The 19,889-nt window shown below is 32.3% G+C and carries 23 protein-coding genes; 1 reads left to right on the top strand and 22 read right to left on the bottom strand.

Annotated elements, in window-relative coordinates; genetic code table 11:
* Positions 1-46: 46 nt before the first annotated feature.
* From BLS22_RS15250 to BLS22_RS13870, 16 genes are all read right to left on the bottom strand, one after another.
* Positions 47-205, bottom strand: coding sequence for an SHOCT domain-containing protein (locus BLS22_RS15250; RefSeq protein WP_176762199.1), 159 nt, complete (start codon positions 203-205; stop codon positions 47-49).
* Between the two features lie 71 nt (positions 206-276).
* Entirely contained in the window at positions 277-858 is a 582-nt protein-coding gene (locus BLS22_RS13940) for a hypothetical protein (protein ID WP_090554847.1), read from the bottom strand.
* Positions 859-871: 13 nt separating this feature from the next.
* Entirely contained in the window at positions 872-1,135 is a 264-nt protein-coding gene (locus BLS22_RS13935) for a hypothetical protein (RefSeq protein WP_090554845.1), read from the bottom strand.
* Complete coding sequence (locus BLS22_RS13930) at positions 1,135-1,437, bottom strand: phage head-tail connector protein (RefSeq protein ID WP_090554888.1); 303 nt, start codon at positions 1,435-1,437, stop codon at positions 1,135-1,137. The genes BLS22_RS13935 and BLS22_RS13930 overlap by 1 nt, the downstream gene beginning before the upstream one ends.
* 4 nt (positions 1,438-1,441) lie before the next feature.
* Positions 1,442-1,681, bottom strand: a complete 240-nt coding sequence (locus BLS22_RS13925) for a Rho termination factor N-terminal domain-containing protein (protein WP_176762198.1) — start codon at positions 1,679-1,681, stop codon at positions 1,442-1,444.
* Positions 1,682-1,750: 69 nt separating this feature from the next.
* A complete protein-coding gene (locus BLS22_RS13920) occupies positions 1,751-2,875 on the bottom strand; it encodes a major capsid protein (protein ID WP_090554841.1) in 1,125 nt (374 codons plus the stop codon).
* Positions 2,876-2,901: 26 nt separating this feature from the next.
* A complete protein-coding gene (locus BLS22_RS13915) occupies positions 2,902-3,486 on the bottom strand; it encodes a DUF4355 domain-containing protein (protein WP_090554839.1) in 585 nt (194 codons plus the stop codon).
* Between the two features lie 128 nt (positions 3,487-3,614).
* Entirely contained in the window at positions 3,615-4,379 is a 765-nt protein-coding gene (locus BLS22_RS13910) for a minor capsid protein (RefSeq protein WP_090554837.1), read from the bottom strand.
* Positions 4,376-5,659, bottom strand: a complete 1,284-nt coding sequence (locus BLS22_RS13905; protein WP_090554835.1) for a phage portal protein — start codon at positions 5,657-5,659, stop codon at positions 4,376-4,378. The genes BLS22_RS13910 and BLS22_RS13905 overlap by 4 nt, the downstream gene beginning before the upstream one ends.
* A gap of 70 nt (positions 5,660-5,729) precedes the next feature.
* Complete coding sequence (locus BLS22_RS13900; protein ID WP_176762197.1) at positions 5,730-6,038, bottom strand: hypothetical protein; 309 nt, start codon at positions 6,036-6,038, stop codon at positions 5,730-5,732.
* A gap of 45 nt (positions 6,039-6,083) precedes the next feature.
* The gene (gene terL, locus BLS22_RS13895) at positions 6,084-7,694 is read right to left on the bottom strand and encodes a phage terminase large subunit (protein WP_090554831.1); all 1,611 of its coding nucleotides are present in this window, start codon (positions 7,692-7,694) and stop codon (positions 6,084-6,086) included.
* Positions 7,684-8,367 carry a hypothetical protein gene (locus BLS22_RS13890; protein ID WP_090554829.1) on the bottom strand — a complete coding sequence of 228 codons (684 nt, stop codon included), beginning with the start codon at positions 8,365-8,367 and terminating at the stop codon, positions 7,684-7,686. Before BLS22_RS13890 ends, terL begins: the two co-directional genes overlap by 11 nt.
* Positions 8,368-8,388: 21 nt before the next feature.
* Positions 8,389-9,327, bottom strand: a complete 939-nt coding sequence (locus BLS22_RS13885) for a Kiwa anti-phage protein KwaB-like domain-containing protein (RefSeq protein WP_090554828.1) — start codon at positions 9,325-9,327, stop codon at positions 8,389-8,391.
* A 164-nt stretch (positions 9,328-9,491) separates the two neighbouring features.
* A complete protein-coding gene (locus BLS22_RS13880; protein ID WP_090554826.1) occupies positions 9,492-10,340 on the bottom strand; it encodes a tyrosine-type recombinase/integrase in 849 nt (282 codons plus the stop codon).
* A 171-nt stretch (positions 10,341-10,511) separates the two neighbouring features.
* On the bottom strand, positions 10,512-11,075 hold the full coding sequence (locus BLS22_RS13875) for a helix-turn-helix domain-containing protein (RefSeq protein ID WP_090554824.1): 564 nt from the start codon (positions 11,073-11,075) through the stop codon (positions 10,512-10,514).
* Positions 11,076-11,137: 62 nt separating this feature from the next.
* The gene (locus tag BLS22_RS13870; protein WP_090554822.1) at positions 11,138-11,569 is read right to left on the bottom strand and encodes a hypothetical protein; all 432 of its coding nucleotides are present in this window, start codon (positions 11,567-11,569) and stop codon (positions 11,138-11,140) included.
* Positions 11,570-11,797: 228 nt separating this feature from the next.
* On the opposite strand from BLS22_RS13870, the gene BLS22_RS13865 reads away from it, so the two are divergent.
* Positions 11,798-11,980 carry a hypothetical protein gene (locus BLS22_RS13865; protein ID WP_090554819.1) on the top strand — a complete coding sequence of 61 codons (183 nt, stop codon included), beginning with the start codon at positions 11,798-11,800 and terminating at the stop codon, positions 11,978-11,980.
* 33 nt (positions 11,981-12,013) lie between these two features.
* Here the strand turns inward: BLS22_RS13865 and BLS22_RS13860 are convergent, their stop codons facing one another.
* From BLS22_RS13860 to BLS22_RS13840, 6 genes are all read right to left on the bottom strand, one after another.
* On the bottom strand, positions 12,014-13,285 hold the full coding sequence (locus BLS22_RS13860) for a site-specific DNA-methyltransferase (protein WP_090554818.1): 1,272 nt from the start codon (positions 13,283-13,285) through the stop codon (positions 12,014-12,016).
* Positions 13,251-13,409 carry a hypothetical protein gene (locus BLS22_RS15245; RefSeq protein WP_176762196.1) on the bottom strand — a complete coding sequence of 53 codons (159 nt, stop codon included), beginning with the start codon at positions 13,407-13,409 and terminating at the stop codon, positions 13,251-13,253. The genes BLS22_RS13860 and BLS22_RS15245 overlap by 35 nt, the downstream gene beginning before the upstream one ends.
* A 40-nt stretch (positions 13,410-13,449) precedes the next feature.
* Complete coding sequence (locus tag BLS22_RS13855; protein ID WP_090554816.1) at positions 13,450-13,647, bottom strand: hypothetical protein; 198 nt, start codon at positions 13,645-13,647, stop codon at positions 13,450-13,452.
* A 261-nt stretch (positions 13,648-13,908) separates the two neighbouring features.
* On the bottom strand, positions 13,909-16,068 hold the full coding sequence (locus BLS22_RS13850; protein WP_090554815.1) for a hypothetical protein: 2,160 nt from the start codon (positions 16,066-16,068) through the stop codon (positions 13,909-13,911).
* A 13-nt stretch (positions 16,069-16,081) separates the two neighbouring features.
* Entirely contained in the window at positions 16,082-16,273 is a 192-nt protein-coding gene (locus BLS22_RS13845; protein WP_090554813.1) for a hypothetical protein, read from the bottom strand.
* 250 nt (positions 16,274-16,523) lie between these two features.
* Entirely contained in the window at positions 16,524-19,790 is a 3,267-nt protein-coding gene (locus BLS22_RS13840) for a hypothetical protein (protein WP_090554812.1), read from the bottom strand.
* Positions 19,791-19,889 lie beyond the last annotated feature (99 nt).

Raw genomic sequence — 19,889 nt, 5'->3', positions numbered from 1 at the left:
CTTTCAAATATATTCTTTTTAGTGTGTCAATGATATAATTCATTCGCTAACTAATCAAGTTAATTCCCTGATTTTTAGCCATTTGAAAGGATTTTTTATTTTCTATATCTATGGCAATAAACTCTTCTTCTGTAATTAAATTTCTAGATTTAAGATCCTTTAAAATATGTGTACTTAATAAATATTCTACTGATTTGTTTACCATGAAATTCCCCCTCAATTTTGTAATAACCTCGTAATAACATCTGCCCTTCTTATTTATAAATCAAATAATCTTTATACCAATTCACCCTTTATTGTAATCAAGCCATTTTGAAGTCTACCTACGCCAATTACTCTGTATTCCTTACCAACTACTTTAAATCTTTCATCTTCAATAAAATGCTCTCTATTTTCTATATTGTCTTGTAAAATAGCCATGATTTCATTTTCCAGCAATACAATAGGTTGATTAGATTTAATATCCATTGCTCTATTCTCTGCAATTGCTGGAAAGTAAATATCCTGTGGGTCAGTATACTCATAAATCGGTCTCCCCATTGGATCATAGCCTACTATTACTTCTTCCCCTGGTATCTCTTTTAGAAGTAACTGGTTACATTTTCTAAGCCTTGCCCTATAATGATTCTCCTTTAATGCCACTTGACTTATTATGAGATAAGTGTGATTTTCATCGATTAGAAATATTTTATCTCCTGTTTCAATTAACTCCTTACATCTGATAAACTTATCGTTATAATAATGAACATTATCGGTTGCATCCCATATTAATGCCCAAGCTTCCATATTATTAATTTCTACAGGACTTCCCTTCTCATCAATCATAAAGTCTATGATTTCTTCTAGTTTTTTAGACATACTCCACCTTCCTTTAATCTCTACATTCATATAACCATAATTCTAAATAATCACTCCACACCTTCATATCCAATACTTTATACTGAATATCACCAATCATTAGCTTTACATACTTATGTATTAAGGGCTCTCTATCGCAGAAAGCCCTTTGGGTAATTTCCAGTTCATAGCCATCTTCATAATGAAAATTCTTATGATATGGCTGTAAATCTCCAAGTATCTTTCTAACTACTTGTTGTTCATTGTCTAATATTTTAATTTCTCTATCATAAAACATTAATAGCCACCAACCTTTATTTTAGGTGGTGGCAATGCAAGTTTAATCTCTTCAGGAACCCCTATCTCAAAAGTTGCATTCTTTTCTCCTTCACGTTTTTGAATCAATCCTGTATTGTTTCTATTTCTATACAAGTACACTGCAAAGTCAACTATAGTATCATCATATTTATCTGGCAACTCTGAAACATTGCAATAACCAAGGCTAACCTCACAAGCCTTTTTTAGAAAGTGATTTAGCACATGATCCTTAGTACTATCGATAAGATCTATTTCTAATAACTCTTTCATCAATTCCAACATCACTTTACCCCTCCAATTCCTTGATAGCTTGAATCAGATCTTCTTTTTTCATTTTATTCGTATTAATTCCCTTAGACTTTGCCAAGCCTTTTAACTCCTTGTATTTCATAGCCTCATATGCTGGTGTTTCTTCAACTTTATTTTCTTGCTTTTTAATGGGGTTATCTCTGTAGAAACAATTTTGTATATGAGCATCAAATGAAATATTGCTGTTGTAATCTATCCCACAATAAGGACATTTCAATATCATCACCCTTTCTTTTAAAATAGAAATAGGAATGCACCCTAAGGCACACCCCTACTTTGAATATTCTTAGCCTAATAACCTACAAGCCAATTCAGGATTTAAAGTCTTTACTCCACAGAGCATATCAATCGAAATAACATCCTTCTTGTATTGACTATTGTAATCATAAATTACCCTTAAACCAAATCCATCATAGTTGACGATTGCCTTTTGCTCCGAACTTAGTCCCCTTGGTAATGCAAGTGGTCTACTTACCAATGCAAAGGCATTTTTATGGAATGCAAGATTAGCAGTATGGTTACCAGTAATAATCACTTCAGTATCATCGGCAATATCCGTTGTAGCAGGATATACTTTTACAGTGATCTCATTACTAGCAGCAGTAGCATCCTCTTTTATTACGTAGGACTTGCCTCCAATAGATAGGATATCACCTTTGATAAGATTTCCTGTTAGGTTTATCCCATCTATTACTAATTGAGTTGAACCTGCACTTACTGAACCCTTTACTTTTATTGTCCCTTCATCACCAGCTAAAGTTCCTTTGCTGTGGGTTAGGACATTTTGATCCATAAATATATTAAAGCCAAACTTTCTACCTAAGGAGGCTTCCCTCATGGCAGTACCATTATCCCCTACTTTATCAGCTTCATGGAAGGTAGGTAATTGCAGAAGTTTATCCTCTGCTGTTGTGTCAATCACAAGGTTTCTATTTGCAAAAGGTACTTTATTGTCATTTAATATTTTTCTAGCTCCAGTAATATCACTTACTTCACCTGGAGTGGTTCCTGCTATACCACTGGCATTAGGAACATCATTATATAAACCAAGTAAATATAGATCTATTTTATTGGCAAACCCCTGCATTGCTGGAACTAATAGTTGTTCACTGAAATCTTTAATGTCCATAGTTAACTGTTCAGAGGTTACTTCAAAGGATACATCTAGTAATTTATCCATTACTACTGTATCAGAACCTTCCGTTGCATCTTGAATCTGAATGCCTGTATTTCTATCAAACTCCTGTGCTTCAAATGTTGCTGGTTTTCTGATGGTTACTGTATTACCCACACCAGCCACAAACTCCTGTGAATAATCTCTATGTACCAAACTTGCCATAACTGTATTATTTCTTAATTGCATTAATGCTTCCTTTGCTATAATTGATGGTGTTAAAATTGTATTTCCCATAAAATATCACCTTTCCCTTTCAAATTTTATTTATTTCTCTCTTTGATATACTCTTCCATCGATAAACCTTCTAAATTACCAGATTTGACTTCACTATCTTTTGGTGGTACATAACCTTCTCCTTTTAATCTTGTCTCTACCATTTTCTGTACAGATTGACTAAAGGTATTCTCTAATGCTTGAAGGTTAGATGCAGTCATCTCTTCATCCTTACCAATAAAAAAATCTACCAACTCAACGGGTAGATTCTTTTCTGTAGCTATTTTGATGGCTTTATTGGTTAAGGATTCCCTTAATTTTTCCTGCTTCATCTGTTCAATTTCACTTCTTAACTTCTCAACCTCAACTTCCTTTTCATCCTTCTCTGGAAATCTAGTTTTGATTTCCTCGGAGATTAGGTTTTCAAGATTGTTACTTTTCCAAGTTTCTAATCCTTTGGATAGATGCTTATCCTTAATGGAATCCATCCAGCTTTTCGCTTCAGGATTTACTTCTAAGAATTCCTGCACCCTTGCAACAGTTAATGGATTTATCTCCTGCAAATATGCAATGACTTCTTCCTTTTTTCCTTCTTCACTTTGTAAAAACTCTTTTACCTCTTCCAATGTCATAATAAATAATCCTCCTTATAATTTGCCCTTCCAACTCTAAGAACTGGAAACGCATGTTTTTAGATATAAAAAAAGAGCTACTTCCTATCATCACGAAAGTAACTCTACGGCAACGATAATTTCTACTGTTATACTGGCACCCAACAACACTGACAAAATACATGGGCAGGGATCTCAGGTTTATTGGGATCATCTACTGCAAAAATACTTCCATCCATCATTTCACAATAGGGACAGGTATTTTCACAAAGAGCAGCTACCCACATTACTCTATCCACCATTTCTGAAATAAGAAATGCATTTCTCTGAACTTCTTCAAATACCCTTGCCTGTTCTGTCATGAGTAAACGGTAGGATTCGTAATTAGATCTTTTAAAGGTCTCTTGTATGCTGTGGGATAGTTCTACCAATGTAGCATGCTTCTTCAATCCTTTATCAAACTCAACATAAAGTCTATTTGCCAACTTTTTCTTATTCTCCATGATCCTATTATTGAATGTACTCCCTTTATAGTCTCTAAAGATTATCTCTTGAATAAAAAGAGGCGTAAGTGTAGTACTACCCCTACTCCCCCATAACTTCATATGCTCTTCATGACTCTTTCTAATAATTTCTTCTAAAGCATCCTTGCTAATATGAATATCTCGTGTTATCAGTTGCTTCGTTTCTTTAACAATTGTCTCTTTAACTTCCTTTAATATCTTTTCTCTCTCATATCGATTAGCATGAAACCTCCCTTCTTTAGAATATCTATCAAATAAATCTATTAGCATAATCAACAGTCCACCCAGCACCTCCTTATGTTGGCTATAAACTTCTTTGACATCATCATTCACCTTTTCTATGGCTTCCTTTTTTATCTCTAGGATTTCCTCTCTGTAATTACCATTCAATTGTCATCATCTCCCGAAGTTTCAAAATCAATTTTCTCCAACTCAGATTTGAATTTCTGCACCTCCACCTTGGGATTTTCTACAAATGGCAATAAGGTCAGTAGGGTTTCTTGAGAGCATATATTTTGTAGTTTTCCAACAACATCTGCAAGGCCTACAAGATCCGTAGGCAAATTACGTGTGAATTTAATGGCTACATCTCTATAGTCAAAGGTTTTACCTTCCTTCTTCTTGACATAGATAAAGAGGTTTTTCAGTCTTTCTTTAATCACCTTTTCCATAAATGCTTGTCTCATGGCAACTCTATTTTCAAGATTTAAAAGCTTGTTTCTGAGTGCCAAAGAGGAAGTATTGCTTGCCCAATTTTCATTGAAATTCACCTCATCCATCATGTCATAGATTTTCCTCTCAATATTATCAAGTTCATTCTTTACAAAGGAATCATTGATGTCCTTTGTCAGCCATTTTACTGAGCCACCTTTGGGAACCTGTATAATCCCCATAGATTTCATTTTAAGTAAATCTCCTTCTTCAATTTTTGCATTTTCAATCACCAAGTAAGCATTTCTATGATCTGCAATTTCGTTGACTAAGTCTGAATTCAGGGCATTATAAGCATCAAATAAACTCAGTACATCTTGAAATCCACTTTTCCTCTCACTGCTGGCAGGGCATACGATTACAGGAACACGATTGAATATGTGGTTATGTTTGTCTATATATCCTAGTTCTGTACCACCCTTTTCATCGGTAGTAATTTTATAATGTAAAATCTCTGTATCAGTATATACATCTAAGTACTCCGTTTCATCAAATCGCCTTGTAAATCTATGAAGTGCCAACAATACATTCCTCTCAGCAGTACCATCCTCCAATACATAAGCTTCTAATGGTGTTAAAATAGAGGAGCAAAATTCCCCTTCAGAATTAAGGTAATTCAGCTCATAACTCTCTCCATAAATCTCGCTCATTTTTCTAAGATTAATATTATGCTCCTTATCCCAATGGCTTGTATTTCTGTCAATACAATCAGTAATCTCTGTTTTATCTGTTTTAGACACAAAATTAACAGGCTTACCTAATAGATAGCCTGTCTCATTATCAACAAATTTTCTAGGAAAATTAAAAATGAGTTTTTGATTACTCCTGCTGTCCTGCATGGCATAGTTCTTTAAAATACTATGCCTGCCTTCATAATATTCCTTGTAGATCTTTTTATCAGTAGAATTTTTCTCCAACTCACTTAAACATTCCAATATTAATTTTTCAGTTATTTTCAAAGTATCAGCTCCTTTCAAAAAATAAAAAAGAACCTATATAAAAGTATAGGCTCCGATCGCATTGTAATTACTAACTGATTTTAAACATTTCTTCTGCATTTGCAGAGTTGCAATAATTTCTCATGTCACATTTATTAGCTAAATACCAACCAATTTTTTGTTTCCATGAATCATTAGCATCTTCTCCTAGTTCTACATCCAGTTCCATTCGATACTGAGTAATTCTATTGATTCTTATATTATCAACATCAATAAATACTGGGTTCCTTCTATTTTTGCCCTCTAAAATATAGTTTATAGCTTCATTGATATTGTTTAGTTCTAAAGTTAAATCTAGACTCGGATCTTTATTGATTAGTTCAAAAGTATACATCGGCACTCCAATCACACCTTTCATGTTTTTCTACAAGTATACCATATATCTCTAAAATAATAATCCTCTATCATAAAATTTTAACTTCTGAACTCCCTGCACCAATTGCACAGCACCGTATAAAGAATCTGGAGCATCATCATGTTTGGCTCCTTTATTATAATCCTTCACTTGATTGTTATAGGCAATATTATCAGAATTAAACAGAATATATCCCTTCTTAATATCAGGCTCCAATGTAATAATCCTCTCATGTTTTTGCCCCTTCGCCACTACTTCATCCACTGGAACATATATTTTATTTTGCCATAGCTGTTCTTCAAATTTCTGTTTCATATAGCTCTGTGCCTGTGTAGCTTCAAATCCAATCTTCTCAACAGGATATATTTGTAGCTTTTCAACTACAACTGAAAATAAATCATCGGGAAGTAATTTATAAATAGAACCATCTACAACATACATTTGATTGGTCTTTCTATGCTGTCCAAGAATCGTAATGGCAGAATAATCGTTCCTCTTTCCTGCTTTAATTGCAGGGTCAATATACATAGCAATTTCTAATTCCTCATATTCAGGAAGCTTGTCCCAATAAGATATATTTTGGAATATATAATCATCACTGCTACGTGGATTGTTCTGCATCTCCTTATAAAAGGATTTATCCCCCATCGCTTGTTTCTTACACATAAGATAATAGTAGTCTAGGTATTCTGACCATAGGATTTCTGTTCCTTCCAACATTTCCTCTTCATGGGCATAAAAAAAGGACTTGGCAGTTTCAATTCTATCCAAATCCTGAAGATCATTATATTTAGTTTGCCACTGACTCCATAGGTCATCCCTTTCTGCCCAATTAATAATAGCTGCTTTCTTTATACTTCTAACCCCTGAGATTTTACCCTTTAATAAATCTGCCATCAAATCTTCCTCATGAAGAACAGTTCCAACTACCAGTATATTGGTATCTCTAGTTCCAATGGGAATCACAACATCTGTAAAGGTATTTTTGACTTGTTCCCTTTTCGTTTCTGATTTTGCTGTATCATCCTTCAATAAATCATCAAGAAGAACTAACTGGGGTCGATGTTGTTTAAAATGGATTCCTCTAAGAGAGCCATCAATTCCACGAATCATTATGCAAGCATCCAATCCAGCCCTACCCCTAATCCATATTTCATTATTATTCCATCGATTACCCTTATGAATACCAAAGTCCTCAATTAGTAACTGGTTGTTCTCTAATTCATCCTTTATCATATCAAGGAATGGTAGGGCAATCTGTTCTGTTGCCGATATAATCAATGTAAATTGGGATTTGTTATACAAAGTGGAATAGAGGGGAAATAGAAAAGAGTTGATTGTACTTTTGCCATGCTCCCTTGGGAGTCCAAAAGCTTCAATCAACCCTTTATTGTTTAACATATATTTTAATTCTTCAAATAGCTCCTTGTGAAACTGCCCAAACTTCCTGTCAAAATATTTAGGGAAATAACACAAGGCAAAAAACTCTATATCCATCTCGCCAAGTAACTTACGAAGTTCTGAAAATGCAAACTCCCCAACAAGTTCTTCTATCTTGTCTGAGGAGAAATATTTGTTTAGGTATTGTTTTAGTAAGATGTTCTGACGTTCAGATTCTATAATATTTATATTAATTATCATTGCCTCCTCCCTCGATGTATAAGTTATCACTTTCCTTAATTACATATACTTCTTTATTCGAAGTAAACATACTTTCATCTTTTTTACTTAAAATGTTTGCATGGAAAATAACATTACTTTCTTCATCTATATATTCCATCTTAGCTTCATAAATATTATATTTGTATAAAATATTTAAAGTAGGATTTATATATATAAGGTTGTTCTTTACATATACATAGCCAATGATTCCCCACATAATTGCAAATTGTATTACTCCAGATACTGTACTTAAATTTATGGTTATAAATGGAAATATGTATACTGAAAAATAAGAAATTATATATTCATGACTCTTGTTTTTAATATCTACTACTGTAACTGTAAAGTAGTCCTCTTTGTATTCTTCAAGCCCATCTATCATTTTTTTCATGATAATCAATATTACTATTGATAAACAAATGAAAAACACTATAATATAAGTTTCTACAAAATATGCGAGACCTTTCACACTTAAAATAACTGAGCTTTTAGAACTTAGTATTTCTTCAATGCTTAAGCTCTTATCTACCAATATTTCTGTAACCCTATTCCATAATGAACTACTATTCTGTACAATAATAATTAAATATAAAGGAATATAAGAAGTTAGAAATAACAAAATTCTATTTTTGTATATTGTTTTTTTAAACATCAATTCACCACCTAATTTAGATCAGCTAACCTCCTTAACACTAGTTGCAAAATATCTATGCATGTCAACAGCATCTTTTACACAACATCCACAAATAAGTTTCATTACATCAGATACATTACAATCTTTATTTGAATAGTCAATTTTGCTGTTTTCAATTTTAACTTTCAGTTCATATTCATCTATAACAGATTGTGCTGATTTGATATGCTTTTTAAGCCATTTTAATCTATCTTTATTAACCACATAAACTAATTTTCTAACTAGATTACCGCTTTCTAAACATCTAGTAGAGAACTCATCAAAATTGTTTATCACTTTTTCACTTTTCAGTTTTTCCAATGAATTTTTAACGTATTTTACATATTCTTCATTGAAAGAAAATAAAAGTTCAAAATAATATTTATTGATAATGTATATGTTGCTATTTACTTCTAATGCATCGATTTTAAAGTCTAATGTAAATATTTGTTCATTAAATTCTTCAATATTCCCATTTACAATACTAAATTTTTTATTTTCATTTAGAGCTTTAGGAGTAGTAAATTTCCTGAAAATTGATAATTTCTTTTTCTTGTCATTTGTAAATACAACTACATATCCCCAAATATCATTTATATCTACATCTATGTCCGAGGCTTTTTTAGCTTTTATAGGATTAAGTCCATTTTTTATTTTTTCTAGGTTATTAACCATTTTAGATTCTAAAAATTCAATTGAATCAGCTTCAGAACCGATAACATCAAACTTTTCAACTATCTTCCCATCAATTGAATCATAAACTTTATTTTTGTATTCATCCTGTAGGCTTTTTTTTAGCTTTGGAGACATATTACAGTAAAATGTACTATATAAATACTCATTCTTAACCTTATCACGTAAAATGTAATAAATTTGAAAGCTTTCAATTTTAACATCAAAAAAACTTTTTATATCATTATTTAATCTTTTAGTGTTCATTTTCTCCTCCTAATACTTTTGCCTTACTATATAATATTAGGAATAATTTTGTAATTTCCTGCATACTCTTCAAAAAAATTTTCACCCCCTTTGCTGACGGCTATATTTCCACAAATAGAAGCACCCCTCCCATTGAAGAAGTGCATTAAAAAAGAATGGTATTTCTACCACTCTAGTCCTTCTAAAGCTTCTACTTTGTCCCTTTCAGTTGTTAAAGTGTAAATATTTGTAGTCTGAATATTATCATGTCCAAGGATCTGTTGGATTGTGGTGATTGGCTTACCTTCCTTCACCAACTTATACCCCAAGCTATGCCTTAATTTATGGGGATTTACTTCTATTCCCACCCTATCTCCATATTTCTTTAATATTAGATTGATGGCATTTCTCTTTAAGTTGCCTCTTTGACCTATAAATAGATGTTCATCGGTTGATTCTCTTCTGACTTCTAGATATTCAGTGATGGCTTTTCTAGTGTCCTTGTTCAAAGGAACACCTCTTAATGCATTTCCTTTGCCAAGCACCGATATCTTACCCTTTCTATCGGATATTTCTATATCATCTAGCTTGAGATCTACCAATTCGCTTACTCTTATGCCTGTTCCTAGCAGTATTTCAATGATTGCTATATGCATCTTATCCCCTAAACGATGGATCTCTGCCCTAAGCTTCCTTAACTCCTTATCCTCAAACCCTTTATATTGGTGTGTTTCCTTATTTTTTATAGGTTTGATGCTTAGTTCCTTTTCAACCATCCCTTCCCTGTGTAGCCAAGCTAAGAAGGCATTAACACTTGCAATTTTACGGTTTATTGTTATGATTGAGTCAGTACCATTTTGCATATGCTTCTTATATTCTACTGCGTCCAGCTCTATTAGTTTATCTAAGCCATATCCAGTTCGGTTATTATACCAGTTGATAAAGGCTTTAGTATCTCTAATATAGCAGCAAATGGTATCATCACTTTTATCTTGCCCTTTCAAATATTCTTCAAAACCGTTGATACAAGCCATGTTCAGCACCTCCATTAATATTTGGTGTGTACATGATACCTCTGAAGGCATTGAAAGTAAAGATAAATTTCAATACATAACCTTCATTATGTCGTGAAATTGGGCTAAATTAGGCTCATAATTGCAATAAAAAGGGCATTTATCTCCCTAAAAACTCAATACATAATGTTTCTACTCATCAGTATATTCATCTTCCTGGGGATCGTCTAATCTATTATCTTCTTCATCCACCTCTGAATATTCAGCATCGATAGCATCCTCTTGGATCATTTCTAAAAAGAGTTTCTTTCTAGCTTCTTCATTTTGACTTGTATCCAATATAAGTTCCTTCTTATCAGACCATTCCTCTGGCATACGATTTCTAAGGAAAAATGAAATGGCTTGAGCAGATGGTGGTTGGTGACGTTTTGTCTTTTCTATTTTAGTTCTCTTCTTTCCATTTTTATCTTCTTCAACAATAGTTTTAAGTTCCTCATACTCATAACCATTGCAAAGCTTTAATAAAGATTTCTCCACATCGTTGCATAACACACTCCTGCCCATATCTACCAATTCAGATAGTGTTTCATTTTCTTTACAATAACGATACCACGTATCATGGGATATAGATAATTTCTTGCAAATCTCCCTTACTGTATCTCCTTGTATCACCCATTCTTTTATGTCAGATAGTCTAGGTAATATGTCCGAATCATATCTAGTTGTTTTATTGGGGATTCCTTTCCTGCTACCCATAATCTTCACCACCTTCCTATTTTCTTGTATTAAAAAAGAGCCTTGTTATTGGCTCTATAATTCTACTTATTCATAAGTGAAGGTTTAAGCATAAATGTATTGTGTTCTAATATAGGTATATTAATATCTCTATCTCCACTCAATGTACTCATACCGTTTCTGATAGCATAATGTATTCTTACATTAAAGCTACCTACAGAATATGTATTTGTAATTTTTACTGGTATTAATTTACCTGAAGTCACCATGTCATGCAATGCTTCTTGATATGCCATGAATTTCGATAGTTTTCCAGAGAACTTTTCCAATTCTTGTTCTTCTGTTTGCTGAGAACATTCAATTGAATAATTGCTTAAACCTGTAAATTCATCAGCTAAATGAATATACGTTTTATTTTCTAGTGTTCGTAATATCTTTTCCTTATAAGCATCTACCATTCTTTCATCAACTTTCATCTTCTTCATAAAATCATACCTGTCTATTAATGAATACATATCTCCATCCCCTTTCACCATTATTTTACACTAGCAAAAGGAAATGAACAAGCTTAAAAGATCTGATTTTACTCAGTCCTCATACTCTCTACTTCCATTAAACATACATGAAATCAAGTTAATTGCTTACAATACAAATCGATTTTAATATATTCTCCACCCACAGAAAATAAATATCCCTTTTCAGGGTATACTAATTATAGATATTTTCAAGGAGGATACTACAATATGAATTATTCTTATTTTAACGGAAAAAGAAAAATCGGAGGAACCGCAGCACTATTGCACAAAATTAAATTAGATGGAGGACTTGAGGAACACTATAAAAAATTAATTGATGACTTCGTAACATGTGCTATCGAAAAAGGCAATCAAGAATTAAAATTAAACAATTTTAAAAGGGTAAAATGAATAATTTATACATCTATAAACCTCGAAACTATCTCAATTATAGAATTCGAGGTTTTTATAATTAATCTTATTTTCACTTCTTAAAACAGCTACATCATCACTACTACCAACTTTTTCAATATATCTATTTACAATTACATCAGCATATTTAGGATCAAGCTCCATCATCCTGCAAATTCTATCAGTTTCTTCACAGGCAATAAGTGTAGTTCCTGAACCTCCAAATAAGTCTAGTACAATATCCTTCATATCACTACTGTTCTTGATTGCTCTAATTACAAGATCAACTGGTTTCATTGTAGGATGTAATTCTGATACTTTAGGTCTAGGAATATCCCAAACATCACTCTGCTTTCTGTCTCCTAATGGATGTAGCCTTGCCTGACCTTCCTTCCAACCATACCAAATCGGCTCATACTTTGTATGGTAATACTTCCTTGAAAGCACCAATGAATCCTTGTTCCATATAACCGTAGATGACCAGTGATAATCATTCATAGAAAGTGTTAACATCATATTTCCCCATTCCTGTGCTGACATAACCACATAGGTCATAGCCCCTTCTTTAGAAAACTTATTCATTATTTTGAAAGCACCATTCATAAATTCTTTAAAATCCTCTGTTCCCATAAAATCGTTTAATATTGTTCTAGGCTTATACCCTTGAGCATTTCCTTCACTAACTGCACCGTAGTTTACATTCCATGGAGGGTCTGTGAAAACCATATCCGCTCTATCTTCTCTCATTAATTTTTCTACATCTTCTTCCTTGGTGCTATCACCCACTACCAACCTATGTTTCCCTAATATCCATACATCTCCTAGTTTTGATATTGGCTCCTCTGGTAATTCAATTTCAAAATCATCATCGGGATTTTCCCCACTCTCACTTCCATCTGTCGGCATATGCTCATCAAATAACTTTTCCGCTTCTGACCAGTCAAAACCTGTTAGTTCCACATTATACTCTTCTAATCTCAAATCATCTAGTAACTGACTTAGTTTTTCTTCATCCCATCCACCTGTAATTTTATTCAGAGCGATATTAAGTGCCTTCTCTTTTGTCTTATCAACTTCAATAACAATACAGTCAACCCCTGTATAGCCTAGTTCCTTTAGCACTTTGCTCCTTTGATGCCCACCAATAATCGTCATATCACTGTTTACAATAATTGGTTCAACATATCCAAACTCTTCTATACTTTTCTTTATTTTCTCAAATTCTCTATCCCCAGGTTTCAAATCAACCCTAGGATTATATTCTGCATGCTTAAGATCTGCTATATTTATTTTTTTGAATTCCAATCCATCTCACCAGCCTTTCTATTTCCTTACTTATACAAGTTGAAATAACATATATTAAACAAAGTCCATATAGCCCTAAAGCCACCCTCGATGTTTCAAATGCTAAAACTTTTAATATCTCCATTGTCTACCCTCCTTCTAGGAATAGTAATTAAGGCACAATCCTAAGACTGTGCCAATCCTTCCAATAGATTCATGTAGAATTTATAATCCATTTCTTCTCCATCACCAAATGATATATTAAGACCACTATGATTATTTCTACTGATCTTAATTCCATCTGTATAAGTAAACTCCATTAATCTATTCTTCTTCATAAATTCCAACATTTCCTCACAGTTCATTCTTCTAATTGATTTCATTAACATCTTCCTCCTTAAATTTAGGTAATTAAAAAAGAAGATAGAAATTAATCTACCTTCTAAAATTAATAATAATATTCTCAGTCACCAGTGTATTTTGCTGGGGACTGAGATGTTTTGAAGTCAAACCCTTCCCCCCTATGATTGCCCAAAAGCAAACCCCGCTTTTGCACAATCTTCCCCCCAAGGGGACAATGGGTATATATATTTCTTATCTCACAATTAAAAGTGTGAATGTCCTATATAATATATATAAGAGTTTCACGCTTTTGATAAATCAACACTAACTATATATTCTCTATTATTATCTGGGTTTTTTATAATCCCTAGTTCCTTCAATTTTTCTTTGAAGTTTTTATTTCTTAATATGGAATCGTCCATTCCGATTTGTTTACAATACTCTTTAAACACTTGATGTTTTATAATCCCTCCAACCTGCGTAAACTTGTTCTCAGATTTTATTTTTTCTATCAGAAGTTCCTGCTTAGTTGGTTCTTGAAAATAATATCTATTAATGAAACTATCAAGATTAACTTGAAAATATCTTTTCATCTCTGTAATTAACATCTGATTCAAAATATTCCTACCTATAAAATAAATATCCACTTCTTCTTTTATTCTAAAAGCCGTCCTTCCAATTTGTTGAATAGTAGAAATAAGATAATCATTTATTTCAGTATTGCTTACATTTTGTATTTTTGAATCATCATCAATCCTTCTTCCTACTGCTAGACATTTATTTTGGTAAAATGTACTAGACTTATTCAACTGTCCCATAATTATCAATCTTTCACAATTAGAAAAGTCATTAACTCCTGTTGTAAATTCCCCATGATGTATTACTGTATACCCTTCATCACCATATACATCCTTAAGCTCCTGTTTGAAATCATCCTTAAAATCATATGCTCTGTCACCTGTTATTTCTTTATAAACCACTATTAATGTTTTCTTTGCTTCTTCTAACATTAAAGAACTACATTCTAAAGCTAGATTTCTCAAGTTGGCTTTATAAGCCATTTTTCTAGCTTCATTATTTAAACCTCTATCACTTACCCTCAGTAATTTACTTTTAGATGTATTTGCATCTTTTTTGGGTACAAACACATTTATTGTCCTTTTATCATTCTTAATTTCATTGCAAATGACTCCATTAGATTTTAAATAATCATAATCCAAGTGTGCTGTGGCATCAAGAATAATGGTTTTCTCAAAATCTTTGCTATAGGATAATAAATCTAAATATTGATATTCAGAAACTGCTCTAGTTAATTGTCTACCTTCTTTTTCAGCACGTTCCTTACTATCTCCAAATCTCCAAGGGATATTTGTTGTAATTTGAACACTATTTAGTATCCTTTCAATAGTAAGCAAGTCTTCATATTTTTCACGTTCTATCGTTGTATCATTATAAAAAGCATCTAACAATTCTTGTTCAAATGCAAATCCTTCTCCCCCTCGGAAAAATTTCTTTTGTTTTTTCACTGGCTCATTCATATCCTCTGGATAATCTAATGATTCAAAGTACTCTTTAATTTCCTTAAACAATTCTTCATACTGGTTATATTTATCAATTATAATTTCATGTATCTTTTTAAAACTTGCTTCAGTAATTCCTGAAACGTCACACATATCTATTTTTTCGTCAATTATTAGAAGCTTTCTTCTAAGCTTTTGACCATCTTTTTCAAAGAACATAATATCTTCAAAAAATTCATCTATGTAGTTGCTTAAAAACAGTCTTGTATGTGTAATGGCTAAAATTCTATGCTTATTACATTCATATTTACTCTTCCTGGCACTGCATGGTATTCTGCAACCATGACATAGGCGATAATCATAATTCACATAATCAGAAGGTGGTCTACCAAAATACCATAATTGGCTTAAATCTTTATACTTTTGACAATCTGTAAAATTAAAACCTCTTACCGTTCTAGCAATAAAACCTGTATGTCCATTAATATAATCATTTTCTTCATTTCCCTTTTTGCTATTATTATCAATGTAGTTATAATAAATTTTTCTCATGTTATCTCTATCATTTTCATATAGATATTCCTCAGCATATTTATCATAAATACCCATATCAATACAAAAGTCGTGGCACTCTTTAAGTGTTTTCTTTACAACGATTGCTCCAAATTCAGGATCATTATCATGCATGAATTTCACAAATTCAACCAATAAGCATGACTTACCTTGTCCCATTGGAATATTTGCAATAATAGGTACATTGATATCACTTTTTGTAGGATAATATAATAACTGAGCTAATTTATAAATGTTATTCTTTTGGCTCTCGCTTATTTCATTTCCATACCATACTTTTTGCATATATATAAATGCTTCTGTGATTGTCTTTGGTGAAAAATCATTAGAATCTACTTCCACTATCTCTCCCACTGTTTTGCTCTCCAAGTATATGCCCCCTTTAAAATGGGATTTTATCTTTATACTTATTATAGATTCCCATTACTTTTCTCAGCATAGGACTATCCTTAAAAATGTAAATCTTCCTATTTCTATCTTTCAAATCTTCTTTTATACCTATACAGTGAAACCTATTAAACATAAGCCAACCAGCCATTCTTTCTTGTGTAATTACAATTGTATCATCCTTCATTTGTACAGTCCCCCTTATTTGTTTTCTATTTATGACTTCCATAAAAGTGGGTGTGGAACATCTAGTATTAGGGATACTAGCAAACTTGTTTGCGTGTAGCCCTTATGCTAGACTTGCCCACTGTACAAATTAGTTTAATCAGTCTTGTTGAAATCAAATTTTATTTTACTGTCCATAAAATGAATATTAATAATATTTTAGTTACCTTCTTATATTCTCCACCAACGTGTGGCTGGAAGCCACATAATTCCTATTCATTAATGGCAATACTCTTTAAAATTAATCCTATGCTTTTATCAGACACTTTTCCTTTTAGAATATTAGCAACCGTTAACTGACTGCAATTAAATAAACTATGTTCTCCATACTGGATATATTTTGAATCTGGGAATACTTTTGCATATTCAATATCATCTTTAATTAATATAACTTGATTCTCTTTCACTGCAATATCGAATGTTATATCTTCCTTACCATTCTCTATTATATCAATGACCTCCATATCTAAGGGTTTACATCTAAATTTATCCGACATAATATCAATAGCCTTTAATCGTTTCTTTTCTTCTAAATGTAGCATTTTTACTATATTATCGTTATCAGTATTTTTTATTGGTATTTTCTTGTAATTATCGTATAAATAGTGTATATCCCCTTCAGGGTCTTTAACATACACATATCTATCATTTCGTAACGTATCATTTAGAAACTTAAATACAGAAAAAAATAAATTAATGATGAAGTCCTCCGTACATGGTTTCACATTAGCAATAGCATTACTAATTGTCGGCAAGTCATATTCTGTAAATATCTTCTCTGCTTCTAGAATATATTTAGCATCAATTTCTTTAAATTTATTGTATTTATCTTCTTTATATCTTCTGACAGTCGCCCAATGTTCATCTTCTTCCCACTGGCTCCAATTTTTATGTAATTCCATCATCTCATGCCTATATTTATTCTCTTTTTTGATCTTCTTGAGACATTCTTTATTAGCTTCTTCTCTTTCTTCCGTATAGTTTTTATATAGAACCTCTACCTTTCCTAAGCATCCGTTATATTTTTCATGGTCATATTCTCCATTTATTAATTTTTGCTGAATCAAATCTACTCGATTATCCCATTTCATCACTATATCATCTATTTCATCCAACAGATAACCTTTGATATTGCCTGCAACCTTATCCAAAAGACCCCAGGTGTATATATAGTGCCTATTATCTATATCTTCGCTATTTTCTTTATACTGCAGAAACTTTGCTTTTCTAGCATATTTATCATTAATGATTTTCATATCCTCTGGTGAGGGAAAATATAATGTTTTTGGAGCATCGATGGCAACCATAGCATTATACAGAACAATGTATATATCCTTCTCATTTTCATAGAACCTGTGTCTTATGTGCTCTCTATGTTGTTCAGATGCATCTAAAATATCGATCCACTCTCCACTATTCTTTTTCTCCCTGATATATTCATTTTTTAGCTTCTTATATTCTTCTGTTTTTTTCTCATACTCTGTTTCAATTTCCAGCATTGAATATGCACCAAACTGTTTACTTTCTGTATCATAATAATCTAATGTTTGTTGGCTATTTGAGTTAATACTTGCAGATTTTAAAGCGATATTACCAATTAGATTTCCTGCCGCTCTATATGTGGCTATAAATCTATTTTCATTATTATAAGCCATTTCTTCCTTATGCCCATCGTCTGGATTAATAAAGTATTTACCATCCTTTGGAATAACTACTGCATTTTTTATGATTTTATTATCTATGACAGTACAGGCATCGCCATCACAATCTGCAGAGCTCATGAGAGCCAATATATCACTTTTTTGATTAAAATATATTAGTTCCCTACATGGAGATAGCCACTTATCTAATGACTCACTTCTAACAAATTTCACATTATGTATCTCACTGTATGCACATAAGGGGTTACGAGCAACTGTTCTCATGTCTCCATCTTGACAATCTGCACTATAGAACTCTTCTTCCCCCAGTCCATTTTCCCCTTGGTTCCTATACATAGCAAAATTCATATAGGAAATAGGATCAATGGCAATATACTGGTACTTTGCCTTGCAAGTAATCTTGCCACAGCATACCTCACGACATTTTTTCTCAATTAATCTTGCCAATCCATTACGGACATATTTTAATTTAACAAAATCTTCGCTTATACTTAACAACTCTTCCACTTTCGTTGCTATATTTTTAGGCTCCTGTAGCATCTTTTCAAAGTCTTCTTCATCCTTATCATCACTATTCATTTTGACTATGTTTTTAAAAAACAGTCTAATTGTATCTATATCAATCTTCCATTGATTATTTTCATCTTTCACATATGCTTTAAGAATTTTTCGATACGCTTTTACATCCTCTTGTGCTAGTTCTATATAATCTTTATAGGATAATGCTAATGCCGTTAATATTTGATAATTCAAACGCCTATAATCTGTGATTTCACTATCGGCTTTATTAATTTTCGTTACGTATAGTTTACTAATAATTCCTTTATATTTTTCCTCTACTGAATCTAGTTTCTTTTTGTACTCTTCCATACCTTTAAAATACTTTGCCAACTTGACCATGCTTTCATTTAATAATATAGTGTTCTTTGTTACTGGTTGCCACTCGTCCCAGCGATCGAGCAATTCAAAATTACCATTCTTAATTCTGCAATATTTAGTTTCTCCCTTGTAGGTTTTTCTTAGGTATTCAACAATGTCAAATTTAGTGATCATTCCTTTGATGCCGATGCCATATGCCCGAATAATGGCAAATTCTACTGGGTAATTGATCTTCAATGATCTTTGAATTTGTTTAAATACTTGTGGTGTTGCTATTCCCCCACCATCGAACACTTCAATTTCTTTATCATGATAATAATCTACTAAATTATAATCAATTATACTTTCTTCTTTACCTTCTTCATCTTCAACCTTTTTTGTAACCTTTTCAACGGTTTTATAATCTTTAATAATATGATAACTAGCCTGTGGCAATACAATGAAATTAGGCATATCACCTGCTATGAAACTACTACTTGTTGCTAGGGAAATTCTACTTAATATATCTTTATTTATGCAGATCTCATCCTTACTCTCTTCTATTTCTTTAAATTTTCCTAATGAAATTAAATCTTCAAATTCCTCTATAAAGGGTCTGAAATCTTCTCTTACGAAAATCGTTTCACATATACCATTTTTCTCTTGTTTCATTCCACCAGTTGTGGCAAACCACCCATAATATTTGCTTCCTTGGAACTCTAGTCCATCAAACCATTCTTCCTTGGCTTTATCCTCTGATTGTGGCAACATCACTTTAATTATCTCTGTAATTAGCTCCTGGTCTTTTAATTCTTGTTGTTTATAAGATTCTATTGCATGGGTTAAAAAGTTATCTGAAATGGTGGTCTCATTTTCATGTAAATCTGAGGATTCAATAACCCCATCTTTAATATGCGATCTATCGAATGAATATATTTTGTATCCTTTTAATTTCATCATCCTGAACACCTCCTGCATATCTAGTTGCTTGCTATAGAAATTGTACCATAGGATAAAAAAAGAACCACCGTTGGGTGGTGGATTGAACTAATAAAATTA

The sequence above is a fragment of the Natronincola ferrireducens genome, from assembly GCF_900100845.1.
GTDB classification, from domain to species: Bacteria; Bacillota; Clostridia; order Peptostreptococcales; family Natronincolaceae; genus Natronincola_B; species Natronincola_B ferrireducens.
Note: the sequence above shows the minus strand (reverse complement) of the source record. Positions and strands in the feature narration are given on the sequence as shown.